This is a genomic window from Paenibacillus sp. OSY-SE (assembly GCF_000283315.1).
GTDB lineage: Bacteria > Bacillota > Bacilli > Paenibacillales > Paenibacillaceae > Paenibacillus_B > Paenibacillus_B profundus.
On record NZ_ALKF01000187.1, the window covers coordinates 1 to 23,474 of the forward strand.

General features: G+C 47.2%; 22 protein-coding genes and 2 pseudogenes. 4 read left to right on the forward strand and 20 right to left on the reverse strand.

The window, feature by feature from the left end:
• Positions 1-580: 580 nt before the first annotated feature.
• Complete coding sequence (locus A372_RS36455) at positions 581-769, forward strand: YgaP family membrane protein (RefSeq protein WP_083858869.1); 189 nt, start codon at positions 581-583, stop codon at positions 767-769.
• A gap of 254 nt (positions 770-1,023) precedes the next feature.
• On the opposite strand, the gene A372_RS0117290 is transcribed toward A372_RS36455, so the two are convergent.
• From A372_RS0117290 to A372_RS37440, 11 genes and pseudogenes are all read right to left on the reverse strand, one after another.
• Complete coding sequence (locus A372_RS0117290) at positions 1,024-1,920, reverse strand: LysR family transcriptional regulator (protein ID WP_019422139.1); 897 nt, start codon at positions 1,918-1,920, stop codon at positions 1,024-1,026.
• A 146-nt stretch (positions 1,921-2,066) separates the two neighbouring features.
• Positions 2,067-3,605 (reverse strand): acyl-CoA carboxylase subunit beta, encoded by a 1,539-nt coding sequence (locus A372_RS0117295; protein ID WP_019422140.1) that lies wholly within the window; start codon positions 3,603-3,605, stop codon positions 2,067-2,069.
• Positions 3,606-3,636: 31 nt separating this feature from the next.
• A complete protein-coding gene (locus A372_RS0117300; RefSeq protein ID WP_019422141.1) occupies positions 3,637-4,419 on the reverse strand; it encodes an enoyl-CoA hydratase in 783 nt (260 codons plus the stop codon).
• A 36-nt stretch (positions 4,420-4,455) separates the two neighbouring features.
• Entirely contained in the window at positions 4,456-5,358 is a 903-nt protein-coding gene (locus A372_RS0117305) for a hydroxymethylglutaryl-CoA lyase (RefSeq protein ID WP_019422142.1), read from the reverse strand.
• Between the two features lie 22 nt (positions 5,359-5,380).
• Positions 5,381-5,617, reverse strand: a pseudogene (locus A372_RS0117310) (acetyl-CoA carboxylase biotin carboxyl carrier protein subunit); the annotation flags it as partial.
• 34 nt (positions 5,618-5,651) lie between these two features.
• On the reverse strand, positions 5,652-7,004 hold the full coding sequence (locus A372_RS0117315) for an acetyl-CoA carboxylase biotin carboxylase subunit (protein ID WP_019422144.1): 1,353 nt from the start codon (positions 7,002-7,004) through the stop codon (positions 5,652-5,654).
• Between the two features lie 14 nt (positions 7,005-7,018).
• On the reverse strand, positions 7,019-8,158 hold the full coding sequence (locus A372_RS0117320) for an acyl-CoA dehydrogenase (protein ID WP_019422145.1): 1,140 nt from the start codon (positions 8,156-8,158) through the stop codon (positions 7,019-7,021).
• A gap of 20 nt (positions 8,159-8,178) precedes the next feature.
• A complete protein-coding gene (locus tag A372_RS0117325; protein WP_019422146.1) occupies positions 8,179-9,396 on the reverse strand; it encodes a dihydrolipoamide acetyltransferase family protein in 1,218 nt (405 codons plus the stop codon).
• A gap of 18 nt (positions 9,397-9,414) precedes the next feature.
• A complete protein-coding gene (locus A372_RS0117330; protein ID WP_019422147.1) occupies positions 9,415-10,398 on the reverse strand; it encodes an alpha-ketoacid dehydrogenase subunit beta in 984 nt (327 codons plus the stop codon).
• A 12-nt stretch (positions 10,399-10,410) separates the two neighbouring features.
• Positions 10,411-11,424 carry a thiamine pyrophosphate-dependent dehydrogenase E1 component subunit alpha gene (locus A372_RS0117335; protein WP_019422148.1) on the reverse strand — a complete coding sequence of 338 codons (1,014 nt, stop codon included), beginning with the start codon at positions 11,422-11,424 and terminating at the stop codon, positions 10,411-10,413.
• A 278-nt stretch (positions 11,425-11,702) separates the two neighbouring features.
• Positions 11,703-11,894, reverse strand: coding sequence for a hypothetical protein (locus A372_RS37440; protein ID WP_157259597.1), 192 nt, complete (start codon positions 11,892-11,894; stop codon positions 11,703-11,705).
• A 208-nt stretch (positions 11,895-12,102) separates the two neighbouring features.
• Between A372_RS37440 and A372_RS0117340 the strand changes: the two genes are divergently transcribed.
• Positions 12,103-12,717 (forward strand): cysteine hydrolase, encoded by a 615-nt coding sequence (locus A372_RS0117340; protein ID WP_019422149.1) that lies wholly within the window; start codon positions 12,103-12,105, stop codon positions 12,715-12,717.
• Positions 12,718-13,135: 418 nt separating this feature from the next.
• On the opposite strand, the gene A372_RS34160 is transcribed toward A372_RS0117340, so the two are convergent.
• The 9 genes from A372_RS34160 to A372_RS38660 all read right to left on the reverse strand — a co-directional run bounded on the left by A372_RS34160 (position 13,136) and on the right by A372_RS38660 (position 21,230).
• Positions 13,136-14,032, reverse strand: coding sequence for a GNAT family N-acetyltransferase (locus A372_RS34160; protein WP_019422150.1), 897 nt, complete (start codon positions 14,030-14,032; stop codon positions 13,136-13,138).
• A gap of 201 nt (positions 14,033-14,233) precedes the next feature.
• A complete protein-coding gene (locus A372_RS0117350) occupies positions 14,234-15,589 on the reverse strand; it encodes an erythromycin esterase family protein (RefSeq protein WP_019422151.1) in 1,356 nt (451 codons plus the stop codon).
• A 312-nt stretch (positions 15,590-15,901) separates the two neighbouring features.
• Entirely contained in the window at positions 15,902-16,795 is an 894-nt protein-coding gene (locus tag A372_RS0117355) for an alpha/beta hydrolase family protein (RefSeq protein WP_019422152.1), read from the reverse strand.
• A gap of 26 nt (positions 16,796-16,821) precedes the next feature.
• Positions 16,822-17,226: a GyrI-like domain-containing protein gene (locus tag A372_RS38650; protein WP_337484137.1), complete on the reverse strand. Its 405-nt coding sequence runs from the start codon at positions 17,224-17,226 to the stop codon at positions 16,822-16,824.
• Positions 17,130-17,471 carry a helix-turn-helix transcriptional regulator gene (locus A372_RS38655; protein ID WP_237728551.1) on the reverse strand — a complete coding sequence of 114 codons (342 nt, stop codon included), beginning with the start codon at positions 17,469-17,471 and terminating at the stop codon, positions 17,130-17,132. Before A372_RS38655 ends, A372_RS38650 begins: the two co-directional genes overlap by 97 nt.
• Before the next feature lie 317 nt (positions 17,472-17,788).
• Positions 17,789-18,124: a hypothetical protein gene (locus A372_RS0117360; protein WP_337484098.1), complete on the reverse strand. Its 336-nt coding sequence runs from the start codon at positions 18,122-18,124 to the stop codon at positions 17,789-17,791.
• A gap of 38 nt (positions 18,125-18,162) precedes the next feature.
• Positions 18,163-19,590, reverse strand: a complete 1,428-nt coding sequence (locus A372_RS0117365) for an MFS transporter (RefSeq protein WP_019422154.1) — start codon at positions 19,588-19,590, stop codon at positions 18,163-18,165.
• Positions 19,587-20,696: a saccharopine dehydrogenase family protein gene (locus A372_RS0117370; RefSeq protein ID WP_019422155.1), complete on the reverse strand. Its 1,110-nt coding sequence runs from the start codon at positions 20,694-20,696 to the stop codon at positions 19,587-19,589. The genes A372_RS0117365 and A372_RS0117370 overlap by 4 nt, the downstream gene beginning before the upstream one ends.
• 342 nt (positions 20,697-21,038) lie before the next feature.
• Positions 21,039-21,230, reverse strand: a complete 192-nt coding sequence (locus A372_RS38660; RefSeq protein ID WP_337484140.1) for a DUF4358 domain-containing protein — start codon at positions 21,228-21,230, stop codon at positions 21,039-21,041.
• 429 nt (positions 21,231-21,659) lie between these two features.
• Between A372_RS38660 and A372_RS38670 the strand changes: the two are divergent.
• Both A372_RS38670 and A372_RS0117385 read left to right on the forward strand, forming a co-directional pair.
• Positions 21,660-21,773 (forward strand): annotated as a pseudogene (locus tag A372_RS38670) (sensor domain-containing protein); the annotation flags it as partial.
• A gap of 286 nt (positions 21,774-22,059) precedes the next feature.
• Positions 22,060-23,466, forward strand: coding sequence for an MBOAT family O-acyltransferase (locus A372_RS0117385; protein ID WP_019422158.1), 1,407 nt, complete (start codon positions 22,060-22,062; stop codon positions 23,464-23,466).
• Positions 23,467-23,474: the final 8 nt, after the last annotated feature.

Consider the following 23,474-nt stretch of genomic DNA (forward strand, 5'->3'; position numbering starts at 1 on the left):
AATAGACTTACGAGCACTTTTATTCCTTTACCATGTTGTGGAATCTTCATTAAGATCTCCTCCTTTGATGTAAAAACTTTATCGGTATTTTGGCATAAAATTATTATATTTCTAGAATACAAGAGCTCCGTACTTCAATAACACAAGATATAATTTTTTGAGTCTAATTGATTGGCGATCTTCTTGACGTCTGGCAAATAGCAGTCATGAGTGCTCACTCTAAGATTTTTTCCTGTATGGCAACCGGCAATGCCCGTTAACCTGAATAAACCCGCTCCATTCATGCGAATATCCCTCCCGTCGCTGCAAATAAAAAACTCTCCTATGCATCGCATTAGGAGAGTGTGTATATTCCCATCATTTCGAAAGCTATCGCTCTTCAGTCATCCCTTTTACGTAAGAGGGCATGAAAAAGCTTCACTGATTGGCTGAGAGCAAGAAGGGAACGGTGGTGACAATATATCGTCAATAAGTACTAGCCAATCTATTCCAAGCATGAGAATGCATCTTATCTCAAACAATAACTATGCGGCAACTCTAAGTATGAGCAAATTGACTTTAACTTACGGAGGTGTAGAACTTGAACTGTAACGTTGGTAAAACGGAACAAGCGATTCGAATTACAATTGGAGCTGCAATCGTCTTTACGGGACTGTATTACAGAAGCTGGTGGGGACTAGTCGGATTGGCTCCGATAATTACAGGCACAACCCGCTATTGTCCGGCGAATGCGGTCTTTGGAATACAAAATTGCAAAGTTAATCAGTGATCCATTTCGTTTTTATATTTTCCGTATTCAAATGACACATGGTTGAAGTTTCCGACAATGGGTCTAAAACCTTATTATTAGGTTTTAGACTCCCCTTTCTTCTACTTGTTCCCCACCCCCTTGGGACAATCAATATGTCAGGCTTAGGGCATGTAGCGAAGGTATAGGTTGGTTGGGTCGATACTTAGATTTCCCATTGCTTTTACAGGGTGGCCATTTTCCGCTAGCTGAGTGCTTCCCGCCCACAGCCCCGTTCATAATCCCGGTTGATTCGGCGGATTGGCCTGGATATAGTCAATAAACTCCCGGGATGCATATGAAAGGTATTTATCCCGGGGATAAATAAGCGCCAACTCCCAAGCAATCTGCGGATGGGAAATCGAAACGGTATGAACGGCAAGATGATGCAAACGGTTCGCCATCGATCTGGGGATCAATGAAATTCCTAATTGAGACGCCACCATCTCGCAGCAGAAATCCCACAGGGAGGTCATATGAGCCACCTCTGGTTGGAACCCGGCCTGCAAGCATGCTTGCCACACTACGTCATGAAGGGCGAATTCCTTGGTGAACAGAATAAACGGCTCATTCTTTAATTCGACTAAACTGACGGATTTTCTTCCGGCAATCCAGTGGTGACTGCTTACAATGACAACCAGCTCTTCAGATAACAAGGAAACCGTTCCATACAGCCGAGTGTTCACCGGCAACACAGTGACCCCAAAATCGATATTTCCTTGCTCCATCTGCATCTCTACTTGTTTGGCGCTGTATTCTACCATTTGAATCTCAATCCTGGGATATCTCTTCTTGAATCCGGCAATTATTTTTGGGAAAAGCAATGCGCTGATTGTAGGCATTATTCCCATCTTCACTTTTCCTCTTTGTACTTGAACCAGCTCATTAACAGAAGAAGATATCTCCTCTAGCAGTTGCAAAATTTTCAAAGCCTTCTCGTTAACCAGCTTTCCTGTATCCGTGAGTACAGCCTCCCTCTCGGAACGGTCAAGCAAAGTAACTCCCAATTCGTCTTCGAGGCTTTTGATCATCTTGCTGATGGATGGCTGAGAAACAAACAGGACCTGCGAAGCTTTTGTAAAATTTTTATGTTTGGCCACTTCTACAAAATAATGAAGCTGTCTAATATCCATCTGATCCGGATCTGCCTCCTTCCCCTATTGGCAAAGCGGTATCCAAACCATTCATCCTCTGGCTCAAGATTATGATATGCTGTCCACGCAAAAAACAGCACCGGCGCGCCGCTAAACGCTTGGTGCTGTTTGGAAATGCCAGCGAATTAAACCGGATATACCGGGTGCTTCCGCTCAGAGAAGACGACAACCTTTGATGAATAAGCCTCCAATCGATTCACTAACTCGTCACGTAACGAATCGGCCGGAATAATCCCGTCAATAATCATTTCGGAGGCTAGCCGATAAATATCAATATCCTGCTTATATTCCTCCCGCTTTTGTTCGATAAAAGAGGCCCGCTCGTTTTCAGGCAGTTGAGCAATTTTATTCGCATAGACGGCGTTGACCGCAGCTTCCGGTCCCATCACCGCAATTTGAGCCGTAGGCAATGCGAGACAGCAATCCGGTTCAAACGCAGGACCAGCCATCGCATAGAGGCCTGCTCCGTATGCTTTACGGACGATCACCGAGATTTTGGGCACGCTTGCTTCGGACATGGCAGAAATCATTTTCGCGCCATGGCGGATAATTCCTGCCCGCTCCACCTTGGTGCCGATCATAAAACCGGGAACGTCGGCGAGAAACAGAAGCGGGATATGAAACGCGTCGCAAAGGGTAATAAATCTGGCTGCCTTATCCGCCGAGTCGTGAAACAGCACGCCTCCTTTCACCCGCGGCTGATTGGCAATGATCCCAACCGGTTTTCCGTTCATTCGGGCCAATCCCGTAATCAGTTCGCCGGCAAACAGCTTCTTAATCTCAAAGAATGACCCCTCGTCAATAATCCGGTCAATCAGGTCATACATATTAAACGGGGCATTCTGATTGGATGGGATGAGCTCTTCTAATGATTTCTCTAAGTATTGTGGTGCCGCTGCTTCCACGACCGGCGGTTTTTCGGAAAAATTGGCGGGAAAATAGGAGAGATATCGTCGTGCCATCGAAATGGCTTCTTCTTCGTTGTTGGCCAGCACATCACCGCATCCGGATACCGAGCAATGCATGCGCGCGCCCCCCATTTCTTCTAACGTAACCTTTTCTCCGATAACCATCTCCGCCATCCGCGGGGAACCGAGATACATGGATGCATTTCCATCCACCATAATCACGATATCGCAAAATGCCGGAATGTATGCTCCGCCTGCAGCCGAAGGACCAAAGAGCAGGCAGATTTGAGGAATTTTACCCGACAATTTGACCTGATTGTAAAAAATACGGCCAGCCCCGCGCCTGCCAGGGAACATCTCGACCTGGTCCGTAATGCGAGCACCTGCTGAATCCACGAGGTAAATCAACGGCACTCTCATTTTGTCGGCCGTCTCTTGTATTCGAATGATCTTCTCTACCGTACGCAATCCCCAAGAACCGGCTTTTACGGTGGAATCATTGGCCATCACACACACGATTCGCCCGTTAATCTTTCCAATCGCCGTAACCACGCCATCCGCCGGAAGGTCTTCTGCCACACAGTTGGCAAATAACGCATCCTCCAGCTCGAAACCCGGATCAAACAATAGCTTTAAACGGTCGCGAACAAATCGTTTTCCTCGTTCCGCATTCTTTTGATGATAAGCCTGCGCCCCCCCTTGGAGGATCCGTGAACTACGTTCCTGCAGCTCCTCCCGATTTATTTCCATGGACATCCCCTATTCCTCCTTATCTCCAACATGCTTGTTACTCGCCCTTAAATATGGGGGGACGCTTATCTTTGAACGCCTGCAGTCCTTCCGAGCGATCCTTTGTCGGAATCGTTACTTCATAGGCATTTTGCTCAATCGCAAGCCCGGTGCTCAAATCGGCATCACATCCCTTATCGATGGCGAACTTGGCCTGCGCCACGGCGATAGGAGCATTTCGAACAATGTGGCCCGCTATTTCTAATGCTTTATCGAGAAGGGATTCAGGCGGTGTCACAACCTCTACCACCCCCATGTCCCTAGCCTCTTTGGCATCGATTTTTCTTGCCGTGAAAATGAGCTCTTTGGCGCGCCCCTTCCCGATCAGCCTCGGCAACCGCTGCGTTCCTCCTGCGCCAGGAATAATCCCAAGCGAAGTCTCCGTAAGGGCGAATGTTGCCGTTTCGGAGGCGATCCGAATGTCACATGCCAACGCCAATTCCGTTCCCCCGCCAACAGCGGCTCCGTTCACGGCGGCAATGACCGGCTGGGGCAAGGCTTCTAAATCATTGATGCTCTCGCGAATCAAAGAAACCGTCCTGCGCACCCGGTTCATGTCCATTCCTGCGCGCTCTTTTAAATCGGCACCTGCGCAAAAGGCTTTCTCTCCAGCCCCTGTGACTACGATACAGCGAACAGACTGGTCAAATTTACATGCCGCAGCCGCATCCCGCAATTGTTCCAGCATCTTTATCGATAGCGCATTGGCGGCTTCCGGCCGGTTTAAAGTCATGAGCACAATTCCATTTCCCATGTTGGAGACCAATACGGCTTTTTCCATGCTCCCCCTCCTTCCCTGACCGAATGATGAGCCTGCCTATCCGTTCGAGCTGCCGACCTGAAGATTACGGCTTGGTAAGTCTCTTCCTATCTTTTCCTGAATAAAACGGGCCGCGGAGAGCAGCTTTTCCTGATTTACCCCAGTTCGAATCCCCATCTCATCCAGCATGTAAAGCAAATCTTCCGAAGCCACATTGCCCGAGGCGCCAGGCGCATACGGGCATCCGCCTAAACCGCCGACGGAGGCATCAAACGTCGTGATCCCCATGTCCATGGACACCAGAATATTAGCCAGAGCCGTCCCGCGCGTATCGTGAAAGTGCAGGGCCAGTTTTTTGGCATCGAAACGCTGCAAAAGAATATCCAATACACCTTGCACCTGCTTAGGATTTGCAATGCCGATCGTATCCCCGAGTGATAACTCGCCAATCCCCATTTCGAACAACGTTTCCGCTACCCGGATCACCTCGTCGATGGACACAGGACCTTCATAGGGACAACCGAAGACGGTTGACACATAACCGCGGACTGACTTTCCTGCTGAGAGAGCTTCTTGCGCCACTTCTCTTAGAATGGGAAAGGTAACGCGAATAGACTTGTTTATGTTCCTTTGATTATGGGTTTCGCTGGCAGACATAAAGACGGCTGCTTCATCCACATCGACTTCGAACGCTCGCTCCAGGCCTTGACGATTCGGAACGAGAGCCGAATACGTGATGCCAGGCTTCCGTTCAATCCCTTTCGCAACTTCTGCGGCATCTGCCAGCGCCGGGATCCACTTAGGATTCACAAACGAAGTGATTTCAATGGATTTGAGTCCGGTGCCGGACAATTGGTTGATCCAAGCGATTTTATCCTCTGTTGGCACAAAGACCTTCTCGTTCTGTAATCCATCCCTCGGACCAACCTCTTTGATCGTCACACTCGCCGGCCAGTTCATCTCCCCAACCCCCAGCATACGTTTACTCCAGCTCGATCAATGGATCTCCTTCATCAACAAAGTCGCCTTCGCTCACGATTACTTCTTTTACCTTCCCGCCAGAACCAACCGTAATCGTGATCTCCATTTTCATCGATTCCAAAACGGCCACATTTTGTCCTGCTTCGACTTGATCCCCAGGCTTGACAAGAATTTTATACACATTCCCCGCCATAACCGCTACGATTTTGCTCATCTGAATAACCTCCTGTTCTACGAATAGCCATTCGGTAACTCGCCGAGGCCCTACCCGATCAAGTCATGTCTTCTCCATTAAAATATTTCGCAACGAAACTCGTTGTCGTATCGCCTGAACGGAATGCGGGATGCGCGATGACTTCTTGCAGCATTGGGATGTTTGTTTTGATGCCCTCAACCTGATAATCGGCCAGCGCCTCTTGAATCCGGTCAATCGCTTCGTCGCGATCCTTCCCTTTGACTATGAGCTTAGCAATCATCGGATCATAGAAAGGAGTCACCATGGAACCATCATGTACAGCCAACTCATGTCGGATTCCGTCTCCTTCAGGTATAGCAAACTTCGAAATCACTCCCGGAGATGGGAAGAACGTCTTCGGATCTTCCGCATAAATCCGCACTTCAATCGCATGACCGTCGCGTGTCACATCGGATTGACCAAAATTCAAGGAATGTCCGGCCGCAATTCGCAATTGCTCTGCAACCAAGTCTAAGCCGGTAATCTCTTCTGTAATCGTATGCTCCACCTGTAGACGAGTATTCATTTCAAGGAAATAGAAATTTTTATTCCCGTCAACTAAAAACTCGATGGTTCCTGCATTCCGGTATCCGATGGATTGAGCCGCCCTTACCGCCGCTTCTCCCATTTTGCTTCTCATGAGTTCATCCAAAAAGGTAGAAGGAGCTTCCTCCACGACTTTTTGATGACGTCGTTGAATGGAACATTCCCGTTCCCATAAGTAGACGGTATTCCCATGGGAGTCGGCCAAAATCTGAATTTCGATATGCCGAGGATTTTCCACAACCTTCTCTAGATACATGGCCCCATCTCCGAAGAAATTAGAGGCACGCTTCTGATTCCCTTCAAATGCTTGCTTCATCTCCGATTCGTTATAAACGATCTGCATGCCGATCCCGCCACCGCCGGCCGAAGCCTTGAGCATGACCGGATAGCCGATACGACTCGCTGCCTGTGCTGCTTCTTCCGCATCTGCTAATGCGCAGGAAATGCCGGGGACAACAGGCACGCCTGCCTGTTCCATGCTGTATCGGGCTTCAATTTTACTACCCATGCGGGCAATGACATCCGCTGATGGACCGATGAATACGATACCCGCTTCCTCGCAACGGCGTGCAAATTCAGCATTTTCCGAGAGAAGTCCGTATCCGGGATGAATCGCATCCGCTTTTGACAGACGGGCGATGTCTAAAATTTTGTCGATTTTTAAATAGCTATCTGTTACTTTGGGATTTCCCACCTCGTAGGCCTCATCTGCCATTTTGACATGAGGGGCTTCCTTATCCACTTTCGAGTATATGCTGACAGTGGCAATGCCCAGCGATTTGCAAGTGCGGATTACTCGAGCCGCAATTTCGCCCCGGTTGGCGATTAGAATCTTTTTGAACATAGAACCAATCCCCTTTAACAACCGATCTGGCGTGCAATGACCATTCGTTGCACTTCCGAAGTTCCTTCCCCGATCTCTAGCAGCTTGGCGTCCCGGAAGAACCGCTCCACCTGGTATTCCTTCATATAACCATACCCGCCATGGATCTGAACGGCTTGATCGCACGCCTTCATGCATATTTCCGAAGCAAATAATTTGGCCATCGCCGCTTCCTTCTTGAACTTCCTGCCTTTATCCTTAAGCCAAGCCGCTTTATACACCATAGTGCGTGCGAGTTCAATATTCATGGCCATGTCGGCCAGCTTGAATTGGATGGCTTGAAAGGAGGATAAGCTTTGGCCGAATTGTTTTCTTTCTTTGGCATATTGGAGTGATTTTTCGTAAGCCCCTTGGGCAATTCCGACCGCCATCGCTCCGATACCGATTCGGCCTCCGTCAAGCGTAGCTAAAAATTGCTTGTATCCATGTCCTTCTTTCCCTAGAAGATTTTCTTTGGGAACGGTTACATCTTCTAAAACTAACTCCGTTGTATTCGAAGCGTGCAGCCCCATCTTTTCATAATTGCTAATGACCGTAAATCCTGGTGCATCTGTAGGCACGATAAACGCACTGATTCCATCCGTCCCTTTGGAGCGATCCGTTACGGCCGTGAGCGCCAGGCTTTTGGCAAAGCTTGCATTGGTAATAAAGCATTTGGAACCGGAAATGATCCACTGATCCTGATGCAGCTTCGCTGTCGTTCGGGTTCCGCCTGCATCGGAACCTGCATTCGGTTCCGTCAGCCCAAACGCCCCCAAGTATTCTCCATTACAAAGGGGGGTTAAGTATTTTTCCTTTTGCTCGTGCGTCCCAAATAAATGGATGGGTGCCCCGCCTAACGAAATATGGGCAGAATAGGTGATGCCTGTGGATGCGCATACCCGGCTTAATTCTTCTACAGCGATAGCAAAGCTTATTGTATCTGCTCCCCCGCCGCCATATTGTTCGGGAAAAGGCAGACCCATGACTCCCAGCTTCGTTAATTTTTCAAACACAGCCTCCGGAAATTGCTTTGTACGATCACGTTCATCTGCGCCCGGGGCAACCTCGCCTTCCGCAAAATCACGCATCATCTTCTTTATCAACGCTTGTTCTTCGGTTAAATCAAAATGCATGATTTCATCTCCCCTTTCCTTTAATCGAGTCCGGTGTCGGTGCCCGTTCCGTAACCTTCAATCTTTTGCTTGACTCTCTTCAAGAAGCGGCCGCACACCAGACCGTCCAAAACCCGGTGATCCAAGGAAAGACAGATGTTCATCATATCGCGGACGGCAATCATGTTATCGATGACGATCGGACGTTTTACGATGGCTTCAACACTTAAAATGGCCACTTGCGGAGGATTGATGATTGGGGCGGAAAGAACGGAACCGAAAGTGCCTGTGTTATTAACGGTAAAAGTTCCGCCGGTTGCATCCTCTGGCGTTAACCTGCCCTCCCTCGTCTTCTTGACCAATTCATCTACTGCTTTTGCAAGACCGAAAACGCTTTTTTTGTCGGCGTCCTTAATGACGGGAACGAATAACGCTTGATCGGTGGCAACGGCAATCGAGATATGAACCGCTTTCTTGACGATAATGTGATCATCTGCCCACTGCGAATTTAAGGTAGGGAATTCCTTCAAGGCTTCTGCAACCGACTTGATAAAGAATGGCAAATAAGTTAAATGGATTCCTTCTTTTTTCTTAAACTCCTCTTTGATCTGGCCTCGATAACGTACCAGATTGGTGACATCGCATTCAACCATAAGCCAGGCGTGAGGGATTTCCTGCTTGCTTTTTAGCATTCGTGTGGCAATCGTTTTGCGGATGCCGGTAACCGGGATCGTCTCGTCGGCTGGATTTACCGGAGAATGAACGGCAAACTGGTCATCCACCGAACTCTTTTCTTGCAAAATCTCCAAGATGTCTTTTCTGGTGATTCGTCCGGCAACGCCTGATCCTTCTATGCGGGAAAGATCCAGGTTGTTTTCTTGCGCCAGTTTAAGCACGGCCGGCGAATACCGTTGGTTCGTAGCTGCTTGCGCTGTCAGATCATCGGTTCCCTGCGTTGTCACATCATCGGCTTCCTGATATGGAGCGGAGGTCTTGGATTCAACCGGCGTATTCGCATTATCTTCCGCCGCAATACAACAAATCAAAGCTCCTACCTCTACCGTTTCGCCTTCTTGAACGACAATTTCGGATATCGTGCCGCTAAAAGAAGAAGGAACCTCCGCAATAACTTTGTCGGTAATCACTTCGCATACGGGATCATACTTTTTGACTTTATCCCCGATGTTGACGAGCCACTTGGAGATGGTTCCTTCCGTTATACTTTCTCCTAACTGGGGCATAACGATTTTCTCAGCCATATTCTCCTCCCGATCGGATCATAATTGCGCCAATTCTTTCATGGCTTGGTATACTTTATCCGGATTGAGCATGAAGAATTTCTCCATTGGCAAACTGTAAGGTATTGCGGGAACGTCTGGGCCGCAAAGGCGTTTGATCGGAGCATCCAATTCAAAAAGGCATTCCTCTGCGAGCACAGCTGCTACTTCAGCCCCAACCCCTCCCTCTTTGTTGTCTTCATGAATAATCAGCACTTTACCGGTTCTACGAGCAGCCTCTACAATAGATTCCTTATCCAGAGGATAGAGGGTACGCAAATCCAGAATGTGAGCGCTGTATCCTTCTTGGGACAGTTTTTCTGCCGCTTCCAACGCAAAATGCAAGGTAAGTCCGTAAGAAATAACCGTGAGGTCTTCTCCTTGCCGCTTAATATCCGACTTCCCGATGGGAACAATGTAATCCGAGTCCGGCACTTCTCCTTTGATCAATCGATAGCATCGCTTGTGTTCAAAGAAAAGAACAGGGTCTGCATCGCGGATGGCTGCTTTTAGCAGTCCTTTGGCATCATAAGGAGTGGAAGGTGTAACCACTTTTAGACCGGGTATGTTGCAAAACATGGCTTCGACGCATTGTGAATGATAGAGGGCGCCGCGAACTCCTCCTCCATAAGGAGCACGAATGACTAAGGGACAGTTCCAATCTCCGTTCGAGCGGTATCTCATTTTGGCTGCTTCATTCACAATTTGATTGACGGCAGGCATGATATATTCGGCAAACTGAATTTCTGCTACAGGCCTCAATCCATAAGCGGCGGCCCCAACCGATACACCTGCAATGGCCGCTTCGGATAGTGGCGTATCTATAACCCGTTGTTCCCCAAACTCCTCATAGAATCCCTGTGTAACCCGAAACACCCCTCCACGTACCCCGACGTCTTCTCCTAGTACAAATACCCTTTTATCTCGCTGCATTTCCTCCCGAAGAGCTTGGGTCACTGCATCAATATAAGAAATTACGGCCATTTCTCACTCCCCCTATTCTGCATACACGTGCTTAAGGGCATCTTGCGGAGCCGAATCCGGGGCATTCTCCGCATATTCCGTGGCCTCATCGACTTCCATGAGCATCCGGTCATGGATTTCCTTCTCTTTACGTTCATCTAATATCCCCACATCTTTAAGATAAGTGCTAAAGGTTACTAGCGGATCCTTCTTCCTGGCTTCTTCCACTTCTTCACGGGAACGGTAGGTTCGATCATCGTCGTCGCTTGAATGAGGGACTAAACGATAGACGACCGCCTCGATAAGCGTTGGCCCTTCTCCTCTTCTTGCTCGATCGGCCGCCTCTTTCGTGACCTTATATACTTCTAAGGGATCATTGCCATCCACACTGATGCCAGGAAACCCATAACCTTTTGCCCGATCCGCGATACTTTCACAAGCCGCCTGCTTTGAAAAGGGGACAGAAATGGCATACTTGTTATTCTCGCACAAGAAAATGACAGGAAGCTTGTGCACCCCTGCAAAGTTCGCCGCTTCGTGAAACTCCCCTTGATTGCTGCCCCCGTCCCCAAAGGCCGTTAACACGACAAGTTTTTCCCCCTGCATTCTTCCAGATAAAGCGATTCCAACACCATGCGGCACTTGACTCGATACGACACTGGACCCGGAAAGAATATTCAGTCTTTTACTCCCGTAATGCCCTGGCATTTGGCGTCCGCCACTGTTTGGATCTCCCGCCCTGGCAAAAGCGGAAAGCATCAATTCCTTTGCCGTCATCCCGAAAACAATGGCCATACCCATGTCCCGATAATACGGACACAGAAAATCTTTCGTTCGATCCAACGCATAAGCCGCTCCTACCTGTGCTGCTTCATGACCTTGGCAAGAAACGAGAAAAGGGATCTTTCCCGCACGATTTAGAATCCACATCCGTTCATCTACTTTTCGCGCCAAAACCATATTCTGATACATTTCAAGAATCTGCTGATCCGATAAATCGAGTGCTTGGTGCCGGTTCTTGACTTGACCATTTCCGGTTTTATTCATATCATATCCCTCCGACAATTGTGCCGCTGCCTACTGCGGTTACCTTTATGTTACATACCGTCATTCCAATCGTGAAATATAAATTGCGCATAGAAACTATGCAAAAAAAATATAGTCAGTTTATTTGCTTGTTGGCTATATCGCCCTTGTACCAACTTGAGGCGTGGTCGCCCGGAGACGTCCGGAGCGTGGATTGTGCCGATAGGGGCAGGATTTGGGTCGTAGGTATGAATTATAAAAAACGCCTCGAACCTATAATGAGCACATAAGGCGCTTGACTAACCTGAATGGTCATAAAATAAACCTGGGCTTCCCCTCGGCAGATGCTCTAGCCGTTCGTAAGTTTTGGCGCATTTCATGCTCCATTTTTGTTTTCGAATATACGCCAGCACCGTTCGCTGTCTGCCTGAAAACGTTGGTTTCCAAGGAACCAAGCGATTTTCTTCCAGCCAGTTATCTATGATTTCCATGTAAGGCCCCATAACAGGGATTTTACTCTTCCTTTTCCCAATAGATTCAATCCAGTCTGTTTCATCGGCATAGTTAATAGCCAGCCTCTTGGATATCGCTGATGGAGCACCCTTTTATTTCTCGTAAAAGGCATATTGCTCACCTTCCATACATACACCTTTTCTAACTCGTTACATAGGCTATAAAGAAGCATCTAGGAGGGTTATTATGAGGTATCGTTGTCCCTTTTGCGGTAATTGGCGATCTGACCATACAATCATCGACGAATGGAATAATGTTATCCCCCCACCTACACCTGAGTTAAAAGCAGTCTATATTGACCCTAGCAGTACTGCACTCCTTATCTTAGATATGGAGGATTCTATATGTAACAATCATCGCTGTATTGCGTCCATCTCTAAGATTAACAATTTATTGACTGAAGCACGTGAGGTAGGAATGTTAGTAGTCTACAGTCTTACGCATGCAGGAAATGTTTCTGATATTAATCATCAATTAAGCCCTTCCGTTATAGATCCAATTGTGAAATCAAACGTAGATAAATTCTACAAAACTGATTTAGAGAATATTTTACAAAAGAATAATATTCAAACTGTTATTGTAACTGGTTACTCAGCTAATGGAGCGGTTCTTCACACAGCTACAGCTGCTGCATTCCGTGGATATAATGTTGCGGTTCCTGTTGACGGAATGTCTGCTGCCAATCCATATGCCGAACAGTACACAGCATGGCATTTGCTTAATAGTCCTGGAACACGAAACCGAGTCGTATTAACGAAAACTGATTTCATAACACTTTCCAGTAAACTTCACAACCATTGAAATACTTCCTTCGCTACTTTCTTGGCTCTTTTCTACAATCGGTACATATTCTTGTCACTCGACATCAGACAGTTCAATTACACTAACATACCCTCTATGATCTTCAAGCCCGTTAATATTAACATTCCATGCATTGTAGCGAAGTTTATATGGAGATTGAACGAGGAAAATCTGGATCGAGGTGTACTCGGTAATGTCCCCAGTTTATGTTAAATGGTATGACAAGAACTTGGGGACATAAATAAAAAAAGCCGCATTTTACGCGGCATGTAATGTCTCAATGTTCTTGTCAACCAACAAAAAGCCCCTACCGTGTCAGGTTCCTTAAAAATTAGTATTAGACTTGAATAAAAAAACAGAGGCAGCTTTGGAATACATCCCAGGCTGCCTCTGTTTTTTATTCAACTAATATTCCCCGTTAGCTCATTGATATATTCTCGCCTGGCGGTCTGCTCAATCGAGTGTCGGGCTTATAATATTTTGTTAGCCAATGGTATATTGACTTTTCTTTGAAACCAAGACGCTCATACAAATTTTTCGCAGGATTGCCTTTGACAACCCCTAGCTTCACGATTTTTTCGCCGCGACGCATAATTTCATTTACAAGAAATGAAACAAAAGCTCTGCCGTATCCACGCGATTGCAGATCATGCCGAACAGAGACATGACTCAGCTCACTGCCGTCAATAATTCCGACTGCCACGATTTCACCGTCGACAAGCATCACGTATATGTTGCTTTTGTTTTCCGCAAAACGCTTCCGTTCCCTTTCATTAGGAGGAAGATAATAAGACGGAAGAATACCAACCTGTTCACGCATTTTGTAAAATGCTATTTGACTGATACTATTGCAAAGAAGGTAATCATCATCTTCATATTGCCTGACAGAAATATTACTCTCAGGAAGAGGTTCGCCTTCACGCTCCATGATATAGGATGAATGAAGTATGTAATAACCGTTCCTATATACAAATTGCAGGGAAGATCGGTCACCATCCATACATGCACCAATAGAACGCTCTACTACCTCATTTTGTGAGAGTAAATTCTCCGCCTTCCTAATAAGTTCGGTACCAATCCCCATTCTTCTGTATTCCTTACTGACATATATTGTCGTGTCAGTTGCTCTCTGAAACCCATCAAATGAGAGAAAAGCTACTGTTACGCCGTTGTAACGAGCAACAAGTATACCGTCAGAGAAAACTCTTTCGCTCTCTTGAAACATTTCGTCAAACTGTTCATTTCCACATAACATGGCACTGATTGCGGTTTTATCCCTTTTGGGGTTGTAGGGTTCTATTATCAGGTTTTCCACTCATGTACTCCCTTTCGATAGTTTTAGTAGTAATATTTTACCACAGGCATTTCCATATGTATTGCGTTATCCTCCCCGTTAGTTTAACGAGACTAGCCCTATATCCTCTCAATGTACCTGCTTACGCGTCAAAAATCCCCCTGCAGCAACACACGCGGTGTTCACGACAGGAGGAACGATTGATTCTCCAATGGAACCGGATTAGAATTTCGTTGTTGGTTCCATCACTTTATCGAAGACGATGATGCCGTCGAACTGCTCTTTCGGAACGAAGCGCATCGACATCGGCACGATGATCTCGGACGTCATGCCATCCTCGGCTGCATAGATCGGCTTGAACATCCATGCGTTGTTCTGGTTCGGGGACTTGTGCTTCGATAGATCGGCAAAGGCAATCTTATAACCGCTTCGCATCATCACCTCCTCTAGACTTCCCTTCGGCATCGGCTTGATATCGAAGCTCTTCTGCGTCGTAATGGTGCTCGCCTTGCCGCTGTTCATATACAAACCGACCACATAAGCCTTATCCTTCAGCTTCTTATGGAGCAGTTCGCCCATGCTGGTAAAGCTGCCGATCCATTTCCCTTGCTCTTTCGTTTGAATTTTGGACGTATTCTTCGCCAGATGATCATTATGGGCCCATAAAATCACTTTTTTGCCGGGATACATAACCTTCATCAACCACTCGACGTTGTCGGCCATGATCCGGTCGCGGAATTCATAGCTTTCCTTCGTATCGTACGTTCCCATCTCGATGAAGTTGACCCGATCTTCGAGCGTCTTAACCGCAATATCCACCATATGCGGGTTGGCTGGGTAAGCCGCCGCGAGTTCTTCCTTGTGCTCTTGGATGAACTGGATCAATGCCTTATATTTCGGTTCGTAGGCTTCTTTGACCTTCTTGATCTCCGCCTTCGCTTCAGGATGGCTGTCGTCCATGCCGTATTGGTTGAGCACTTTATAGAAATCCGTCATCGCTTGCATTTCAAAGTTGAAATACTGCTCGCCTTGATCCTTGTCCACCTTGGCAATCCAACCGGCAATGAACTGCGTTAGGTATCCCGAAGTGAATTGCATGTCATAACCTGCAAGATACAGCGGATCTTTGGTTCCCTGCTGCTTCTTGATGTAATCGAATAGATTCAGCGTCTCCTTGGAATGCCAGATCGGGAAAATCGAACGCTGCATCATCTCTGCCGAGGTCCATGTGCCGTCATTCTCGTTCGTCATGAAGGCGTCCCCAAGTCCTGATTCAAACGCGATCACGTCAAAATCCAGTTCTTCGTGCAAATATTTGATCAGTCTCGTCTTCATGCTGCTGTATTCCGCGACACGGTGGAAGTTCTCGCCGAGGCTGACGACCATCTTATCCTTCAAAATAGGCTTCAAGAACGCCAAATCCTTGTAGTCCGATGACGTTAGCGATGTAATCTCCCGTATATTCTCCTTTAATCCGGCGTTCTTCTGCGGTGCCGCCATTGCGTTGACTGGGGATAGAATGAGCGTAAATGCCAGGCCCAGAGCCATCAATCCTGTTAATCGTTGTGCTGCTTGCATGTTTAAAAATTCTCCTCCTTCGAAGTCCACTATCGTTACTCTCTTATCTGCAGAGATATCGTAACAGGAACTTCTAAGGAAAGTATAAAGATGGAGTTAAAATCTTCAATGGGTGTGACAGACCCGATCAGCCTGAAGCTCCACGCGTGTATAAGGAAAGAATTACCTCCTTCCTTTGTTAAGTTCTTTATTTACAGCAAACAAAAAAACCTGTCATATCGACAGGCTAATGATTCAGAATTTGTGCAACGCCAAGAACATGGAGCGCCTCATTTCTGTTAAAGAAGTCCAGGAGGGGATACCTGCTGGCTCTTACTGACGTTTCAGGAAACTCATTATTTCAGCATTAAGTACCTCTTGAAATTGTTTCCGATCAAAGCCGGGAGGATCTTGAGAAGGGAGAAATGATGGGGAGATCATCGAAGCTGGAAATGGGCTCAGAAAGGAAAAGTGTCCGGCATTTTTTACTGTTCTATATTGAATCTTATTTCGGTCAGCAACCCCACTCACAATAATTTGCGCGTGAAAAGAAGGAGTGTACGGATCCTTTTCGGCGTCAAGCATCAATATTGGAACGTTAACCATACTTAACGCCCCCTCGGATTGAAACCATACCGATGCCGGCGCTAGCAATACCAGCGACTGAATTCGGGGATCCAGCGCAACCTCTATGAGTTGCGGTTGTCCGTCCGGGGTCTCGTGTGGAAATGATGTAGGCAAACCACCCGCCACTGCCAAAGCTGTGTAACCGCCGAGCGAATGACCGATAATGGAAACGGCATTCGGTTTTATTTTTCCTGCAAACATCTTATTTTCAAAAAACCAGTCGATAGCCATACGAATATGTCTCGGTCTGTAGGTAAGATTTTGTATAGTACCTTCCAAGCTATTATTGTTCCTGTTATTGAACGGATGTTCAGGCATTCCGACGATAAAACCGTTCCGCGCTAAATGCCGAGCTAATATTCGATATACAAGCGGAGAACCGCCAGTACCGTGAGAGAGCAAAACTAAGGGAAACATTCCCTCCAAGGCTTCCGCGTCTCTTGCTAACTCTAACGAGTATGGCCCCAATTGAACTGTTTGCTCAGCCGTGCCCGTAGGATACATCACCCACATTGGAAATGAAACTCCCAGAGATGTATCGGATATTTCCACTTTATGGTATCCTGCATAGCTTAGCTGTGTTATTCCATTTATATCCATTTAATGTTTTCCTCCCCTGAGAAATATTAAGATATAGGGTCAATTGGAATGTAAATGTCAATTTCTGAATCTTCACTCATCGGTCCGAGGTATCTGTGATCGTAACGTGCAAATTCCGGCTGGTTCATACGCGTTTTCTCAGATTTGGGCAACCAGGAGCTATAAATGTACTCAAACGTATCTTGAATTCTCGCGACGGTTCCCTTATGTGAGAATACTGCGTATGTTGTTGATGGGAGTACTTTATACACCATTCCTTCAGGCAGCTCTCCCTCTTCGTTGATCTCAATACAGGCTGTATAAGAGACTTCCCATTTATCTCCGGTAAGTTCAATTAAAGAGTAATAAATAGACTCGGGATCTCGCCTTCTATCAATTTCTGATACGCGTTGTCGGAAAATGTTCCATAGCTTTCTGATTTTTGCTGAAATGCACGTGTAAAAGCTTCCTCAGATGTGAAATGATATTTGATGGCGATCTCTACTATTCGGAGGTTGGAGTAAAACAAGTCATAAGCAGCGAGGGTTAATCTACGTCTCCTAATGTACTCCGAAACGGAGTTTCGTGTAACAGATTGAAAAATTCGGTGAAAATGATAAGGTGAGTAACCTACCCGTTCCGCAATTTCATCTGCTGTACAAAGTATTGCATTCCAACGCCTCCATGGAGCTAACATAACTATACTATACAATAATTCAAGTTATCATTTTTGATATATTTTGCGCAGTTAAAGGCAGAACTTATTAAACAGTACCCGCAGCTATTCTGCTCGTTAGTTTAACGAGACTGCTATATTCCTGATGTAATAATATTGTGAATCCATTCCTATATTTTTGTTAAAATACAAAAACCCGGAGAATAGCCACTCTTTATTCAAAAGTGCTATCTTCCGGGTGACAGTTCATCCTAAACCTGAGAACTGTTCTTTTTTATGTTGTGTGACATAAGGTGATTTAGCTGCTATAACCAGCGCATGATTTTATTTTTTGATATCTAAGAAATCGATATTTTCTTATTGTAGGTTTTAATATATTGGAATCCGTCCATCAGCAGGAATTCCGGTTTGTCCGTGGTGTTAAAAGAATACATCTGCTCCCACAGAATGTTACCGTTCTTCAAATCCCAAGGGCGTTCTTTGGAAATCGAAGATACGGGAATGACTTTACCACCGGCTTTTATAGATAAAGGGTCATTTTGAAAGCATACATAGCATAGAAATTCTTTTCTGGCGATAACGATATCATAGCCTGTTTCGGTTTTTGTTACGCTTCGAATCCATAACTTTTCATCAAATTCAAGTTCAAACTCTGGATTTCCCTTAGAAGTCAAGAGCGAACGGCACCACGGCGCAGGACAGGGGCCTGCCGTCATTTATCTGTACTGATGTCACGTCGTCGTTTCATCATCCTTCTCCCTGCGTACCAGCTGTATCCGAGAGGCAGCAGGCTGGCAGCGCCGATCCAGGCGCCGAAACCAAAGATGTGCAGATACGCCTCCAACGGCTTGGCGGGATCGCCGTCGTCCATAAGCCCTAATCCCAGCGCGGCGCCGAGCACCAAGCCCACGTTACGCGTCAATGCAATCATGCTCCCGATCGAGCCTGCGTCTTCCTTCACGGCATAGCTCATAATAAAGTTGTTATTCGGCGAGGCGATCAAACCCATCCCCGAACCGATCAACGCCAGCGTGCAAATGATTGCCCACAGCGGCAGCCCGCCGAATGCCCCGGAGAACAGCATGAACCCGCCTGCCATGGCGCACAGCCCAAGACACATCAAGCGCCGTGAGCCTATATGATCCGATAAATGCCCCGCGACGGGACCGATCACGGCCAAGAGGAGCGGATACGCCAGCATGACATAGCCTGTATCCGCCGCGGATACTGCAGTGGTCTCGGAGATATAGAACGGCATGAGAACCAACGCGATATTGGCCATCAGGAACGATGCGCAGCTGATCATCAGGCCGCAGGCCACGGCCGGATTACGGAATGCCGCGAGCGGCAGAAAAGGCTCCTCCTGCCGGGACTGCCACAGCCAGCTCAACGGCCAGACGATTAGCAAGACAACGTACAGTAGAAACATACTCGGGGAGCCCCACCCTAAGGCGCCTCCGTTCACAATGGCGTAGATTCCTGTGCCGATGCTGCCCATGAACAGGATGGCTCCGACCACGTCCAATGAGGCTTTCCTCGTCTCCTCCTTCTGATCAGCAGGAATAAAGCGCACCGCCAGCCCGGTTGCCACGACCGCCACGGGCACATGAATCAGGAACGCCCACTGCCAGCTCAGCCAGGCCGCGGTGAAGCTGCCGGCAACCGGTCCCGCCATGCCGCCGAGGGCAACGGCGGTGCTCACTAACCCGAGAGCCCGCCCTCTGTGCATGCCCGGCAAATGAAACGTGATGATCGCCATATTCGTCGCCTGGAACATCGCCGCGCTTGTCGCTTGCACAATCCGCATCAAGAGGAGGACAGTGAGATTCGGCGAGAGCGCGACCAGGACAGAGCTAATCGTGAACAGGGCAATACCACAGTTATGGATGCGGCGATGCCCCCAGCGATCGCCTAACTTGCCCATCAAGGGAAGAAGCGACGTAATGGCGAGCAGATACCCCGTCGTCATCCATTGCACTGTCCCGATATCCGACTGGAACACGGTGATGAACCGGGGAAGTGAAACGTTCACCACCCCGGCGGTAAAGTGAGACAAGAAAGCGCTGAGGCAAATAGCCGTCATCATCCATGCCCGCTGGTTGTCAGCTGTTCCGGGCTTGTCGTGTGCGGAAGCGCTCAACAGGCTTCCCTCCCCTCCAGTAGAAGAGCGGATTGCTGGGTATCGAACATGATGTCCGGCCCCAGTTCCTTCAGCATGGTTGCCACATCGGTCAACTGCTCAAGATGATAGACCCCGGCCGGACTGGGCGAATCAATCAGCATCGCGGCGGCCGCAGCCGCGACTTGTGCCGTCACGGCGGATTGATCCCTGCCCTGGAGGAAGCATTCCGCCAAGGCAGGCTTCCCCTCTTTGCTTCTTCCCCGAGCTTCCGCCTTGACAGCGAACCGGTTCCCGCTGAAGTGAAGCGCCCCGAGGCTGCGGAATATCCACTTGCGCAGCCAGCCCGCTTGGAGCAGCCGGACGGCCCCGGTCCTTCGGGCTCCGGCCAGCGTCCCGGTGACCAGCGGGGAATCAAGGCAGAAGCGCGTCGCGACGGAAGGAACGTCCAATGTTCGCGAAAGGGTCTGCTGGTCGGAGAACGGGAAGCGGTAGGCCAGGTGGTTGCCGATGTCAGCGCCGAAATCGAACGTTTTGCCGTCCGTGAAGCTCAGCGCCTCCACTTGCCTCCCGTTCTGCGTGATGTCGAAGCGGGCGCCCATATTGTCTGCCGTCCATTCGATAGCCGCCTCCCCATGGGCATCACCGAGCCCAAGCATTATCGCGAGATCAATCTGATCCGTCTCGCCCAACAGCCGATGTGCCTCCAGCGCCAGAAGAGTGGTCAGGCCGGGAGCCAACCCCACGCTCGACAACGCGGTCGCCCCGTGAGCCGTCGCCTCTTCCCGGCATTGCTCCACTTGGCGGAGAAAGGAGCCGTTCGCCGACACATCGATATAGTGCGTGCCAGCGCGGAAGCACTCGCGGACAAAGCCCGTATCGGTCTGATCCAGACACATGATAACGAGCTTTACGCTGTTAAGCATGGCAGAAGGTATCGGCTTCCGGATATCGATCTCCAGCGGCCTGAGTTTTCCTCCGGTGGAATGGCAGAATCGCTCTGCCCGTTCGCGGCTTCGTCCGGCTGCATACACCTTGCCAGGGTAACGCTCTCCCAGTCTCGCGCAAATGGTCCTCCCTTCATAGCCGTAGCCCCCGATGACAACAATATCCTCTTTTGTATGCATCTCTATCACCACATCCTGTAAAATTAAGTAAATAAGAAACATTCTCAATTATACAGGATCAGGTTAATTTTACCATCACATATTTTAGGGATTGCAGCATGATTTATTTGATTTATATCATTAAATAATAGTTGCATTAATGAATTTGTTAAGGTGTATTCTCTGCGACAACCATTCGCCTGTTGACCTTGGCATGACTCCGGACTGCCAGAGCAGCAGATCGGAAGGCGTGCCGACCAAGGAATTGGCGGCATCGCTTTATCTGTCCGCAAAACCGATTTCTCAAGCCAGGGACTGGAGTTGCCCGCCGATGGGAGCTGAGCGAGCATCTGCAATTAAGTTTCAGCCTGTTTCCTGCTTGAACTCAATTATGACACCCTCAACCGTAAACAGAATATAGGGAACTTGCACCTTTAGTACGTGTTTTTTGAGAAGAGCATATTCATTGGGACGATAGTCTTTGAATTTGACCGTTTGAGCGTCGATTCTTTTTGTAATACTTGCTTTGACGTTGGAGTTAGCCGTATACAGTATGAAGTCCTCAACTTGTTCGGTGCCAAATGCCGTACAGCTTCTTCAGATTATTCGCATCCCCTTTTTTCAACTTATCCAATTTGCCCGACTGCTTCATGTGCACCTCTATCTAGGCAGCAGCAGATACGTTGATGGTTGACTGCTTCGAAGTACATCCCACCAATCCAATATTGCAAAGACAAGCATGAGCAATACTCCCCACCGTCTGACATTAACGATTTGATCACTACTTTTCATAGATACTGTTTCCCCTTCTCCGTTATTCTTTTATCGTTCGTTAAATGGTTGATCGAAGGAGCCTCGACAAATGTATTCATGTTATAAAGGATCAGCATGTCTATGAATCTTGATAAGGGAATGATTGCCGTTGAAAAATGTGGCGTACTTGTCCTTTTTCTTCAGATTGTTCATCGAATACATAGAATGCCTACTCAAGTATTGCGAACCACGCTAACCTTCGTGCAATACGAACGTATACAAACGAAGATCTATACCGATATCACCACTCAGCCTTACGAACGGAGAATAAGAATAGAGGCATCTTTCTGCCAGTTAGCCTAAGGAATCTATTGTTTTGAGCTTCTCCTGAAGGTTTTACATGAGATGGAATAGCTGGTATAATACTCAGGATTGTTGAGGCAACCAATGTTACAGATGAAAAACTGTGACCCAAAAGATGAACACTTGGAATCAAAGTGACAACATCTTTTCGGGTCTTTTCCAGTTGTTATTATCAAACTTGCGATAATAGCGAGGCAAGCTTTCCGGTCATAGCATTCTTACATTCAAGCAATCACACCCATGATCCAACATAAGGAGGAAGTTAGTTTTGGTCTTTAGTTCAGTCATATTTTTGTTTTTCTTTTTACCGCTTGTTCTTACTCTATATTTTGCTGTTCCGTTCAAATTCAAAAATACGATTCTATTAATTTTCAGTTTAGTCTTCTACGCATGGGGTGAACCGAGGTATGTCGTTCTAATGATATTATCCATCATCATGAACTATGGTTATGGGATCTGGATCGATAGAACGGAAAATCAACCCAAAAAGAAAGTCTACATTTTAACGATGGCAATCGTTGCTAATATCGGAATTCTAGGCTTCTTTAAATATGCTAACTTCTTTGTTGATGTCATGAATGCTGCACTACAAACGAATATTCATTTGAAGACTGTTCCATTGCCTATAGGAATTTCTTTTTATACATTCCATGCGCTCAGTTATTTAATTGATGTCTATAGAAAAAAAGAAAAAGCCCAACGAAATCTATTCAGTTTGTCGCTTTACATCACATTTTTCCCGCAGCTAGTAGCAGGTCCTATTATTCGATACAATGCTGTCGCCGAACAACTCAGCAAACGCGTATTTTCTTCTATCCAGTTCACTGAGGGAATCAAGCGTTTTATTCTAGGTTTGTCTAAAAAGATACTCTTAGCCAACCCACTCGGGTCCACAGCAGACACCGTGTTCGCCACGTCTACAATGGATCTTTCAACCGGAAGTGCTTGGATTGGAATAATCGCCTATACGCTACAAATCTATTTTGATTTCTCAGGTTACAGCGATATGGCGATCGGTTTAGGTAAAATGTTTGGCTTCGAATTCGCAGAGAATTTTAACTATCCTTATATTTCTAAAAGCATTTCTGAGTTCTGGAGACGCTGGCATATCTCTCTTGGCAGTTGGTTCAGGGACTATGTATATATCCCGCTCGGTGGAAGTCGAGTTGCCCCGTGGAAGATCTATCGAAATTTATTTATTGTGTGGGCACTAACGGGGTTTTGGCACGGAGCCAGCTGGACATTCATTGCTTGGGGCACCTATTACGGGATTCTTATCGCACTGGAAAAAGCCGGTCTTGAAAAGATGCTTTCTAAGATTTATCCCTTAAACCATGTTGTTGTGTTGCTGTTAGTCATGATTGGATGGGTGTTCTTCCGCGCTGACAACTTTGGATACACGACAGATTTTATTACTTCTATGTTCTATTCCCGTGGCAATGAAATATTCGATTCCCAAGCACTTTCATTGTTATCTTTAAATTGGTTTTACCTTGCTATTGCTATTCTTGTTTCAACGCCGGTATTTCCGAAACTTCAAAAGCTGCAATTCAGCAAGTCGATAACCAAAGTACAGACCGCTTTTGCATTGCTGTTCTACTTCTTCCTGTTCGCGGAAGTGATCTTATTTCTTATTAATTCAACTTATAATCCTTTCTTATATTTTAGATTCTAATTTTCAAA

What these genes read in the sequence shown, in the direction of transcription:
- A372_RS0117290 (WP_019422139.1), bottom strand. Translation starts at nt 1,920, where the DNA reads ATGGATATTAGACAGCTTCATTATTTTGTAGAAGTGGCCAAACATAAA.
- A372_RS0117295 (WP_019422140.1), bottom strand. Translation starts at nt 3,605, where the DNA reads ATGTCCATGGAAATAAATCGGGAGGAGCTGCAGGAACGTAGTTCACGG.
- A372_RS0117300 (WP_019422141.1), bottom strand. Translation starts at nt 4,419, where the DNA reads ATGGAAAAAGCCGTATTGGTCTCCAACATGGGAAATGGAATTGTGCTC.
- A372_RS0117305 (WP_019422142.1), bottom strand. Translation starts at nt 5,358, where the DNA reads ATGAACTGGCCGGCGAGTGTGACGATCAAAGAGGTTGGTCCGAGGGAT.
- A372_RS0117315 (WP_019422144.1), bottom strand. Translation starts at nt 7,004, where the DNA reads ATGTTCAAAAAGATTCTAATCGCCAACCGGGGCGAAATTGCGGCTCGA.
- A372_RS0117320 (WP_019422145.1), bottom strand. Translation starts at nt 8,158, where the DNA reads ATGCATTTTGATTTAACCGAAGAACAAGCGTTGATAAAGAAGATGATG.
- A372_RS0117325 (WP_019422146.1), bottom strand. Translation starts at nt 9,396, where the DNA reads ATGGCTGAGAAAATCGTTATGCCCCAGTTAGGAGAAAGTATAACGGAA.
- A372_RS0117330 (WP_019422147.1), bottom strand. Translation starts at nt 10,398, where the DNA reads ATGGCCGTAATTTCTTATATTGATGCAGTGACCCAAGCTCTTCGGGAG.
- A372_RS0117335 (WP_019422148.1), bottom strand. Translation starts at nt 11,424, where the DNA reads ATGAATAAAACCGGAAATGGTCAAGTCAAGAACCGGCACCAAGCACTC.
- A372_RS37440 (WP_157259597.1), bottom strand. Translation starts at nt 11,894, where the DNA reads ATGGAAATCATAGATAACTGGCTGGAAGAAAATCGCTTGGTTCCTTGG.
- A372_RS0117340 (WP_019422149.1), top strand. Translation starts at nt 12,103, where the DNA reads ATGAGGTATCGTTGTCCCTTTTGCGGTAATTGGCGATCTGACCATACA.
- A372_RS0117350 (WP_019422151.1), bottom strand. Translation starts at nt 15,589, where the DNA reads ATGCAAGCAGCACAACGATTAACAGGATTGATGGCTCTGGGCCTGGCA.
- A372_RS0117355 (WP_019422152.1), bottom strand. Translation starts at nt 16,795, where the DNA reads ATGGATATAAATGGAATAACACAGCTAAGCTATGCAGGATACCATAAA.
- A372_RS38655 (WP_237728551.1), bottom strand. Translation starts at nt 17,471, where the DNA reads ATGTTAGCTCCATGGAGGCGTTGGAATGCAATACTTTGTACAGCAGAT.
- A372_RS0117370 (WP_019422155.1), bottom strand. Translation starts at nt 20,696, where the DNA reads ATGCATACAAAAGAGGATATTGTTGTCATCGGGGGCTACGGCTATGAA.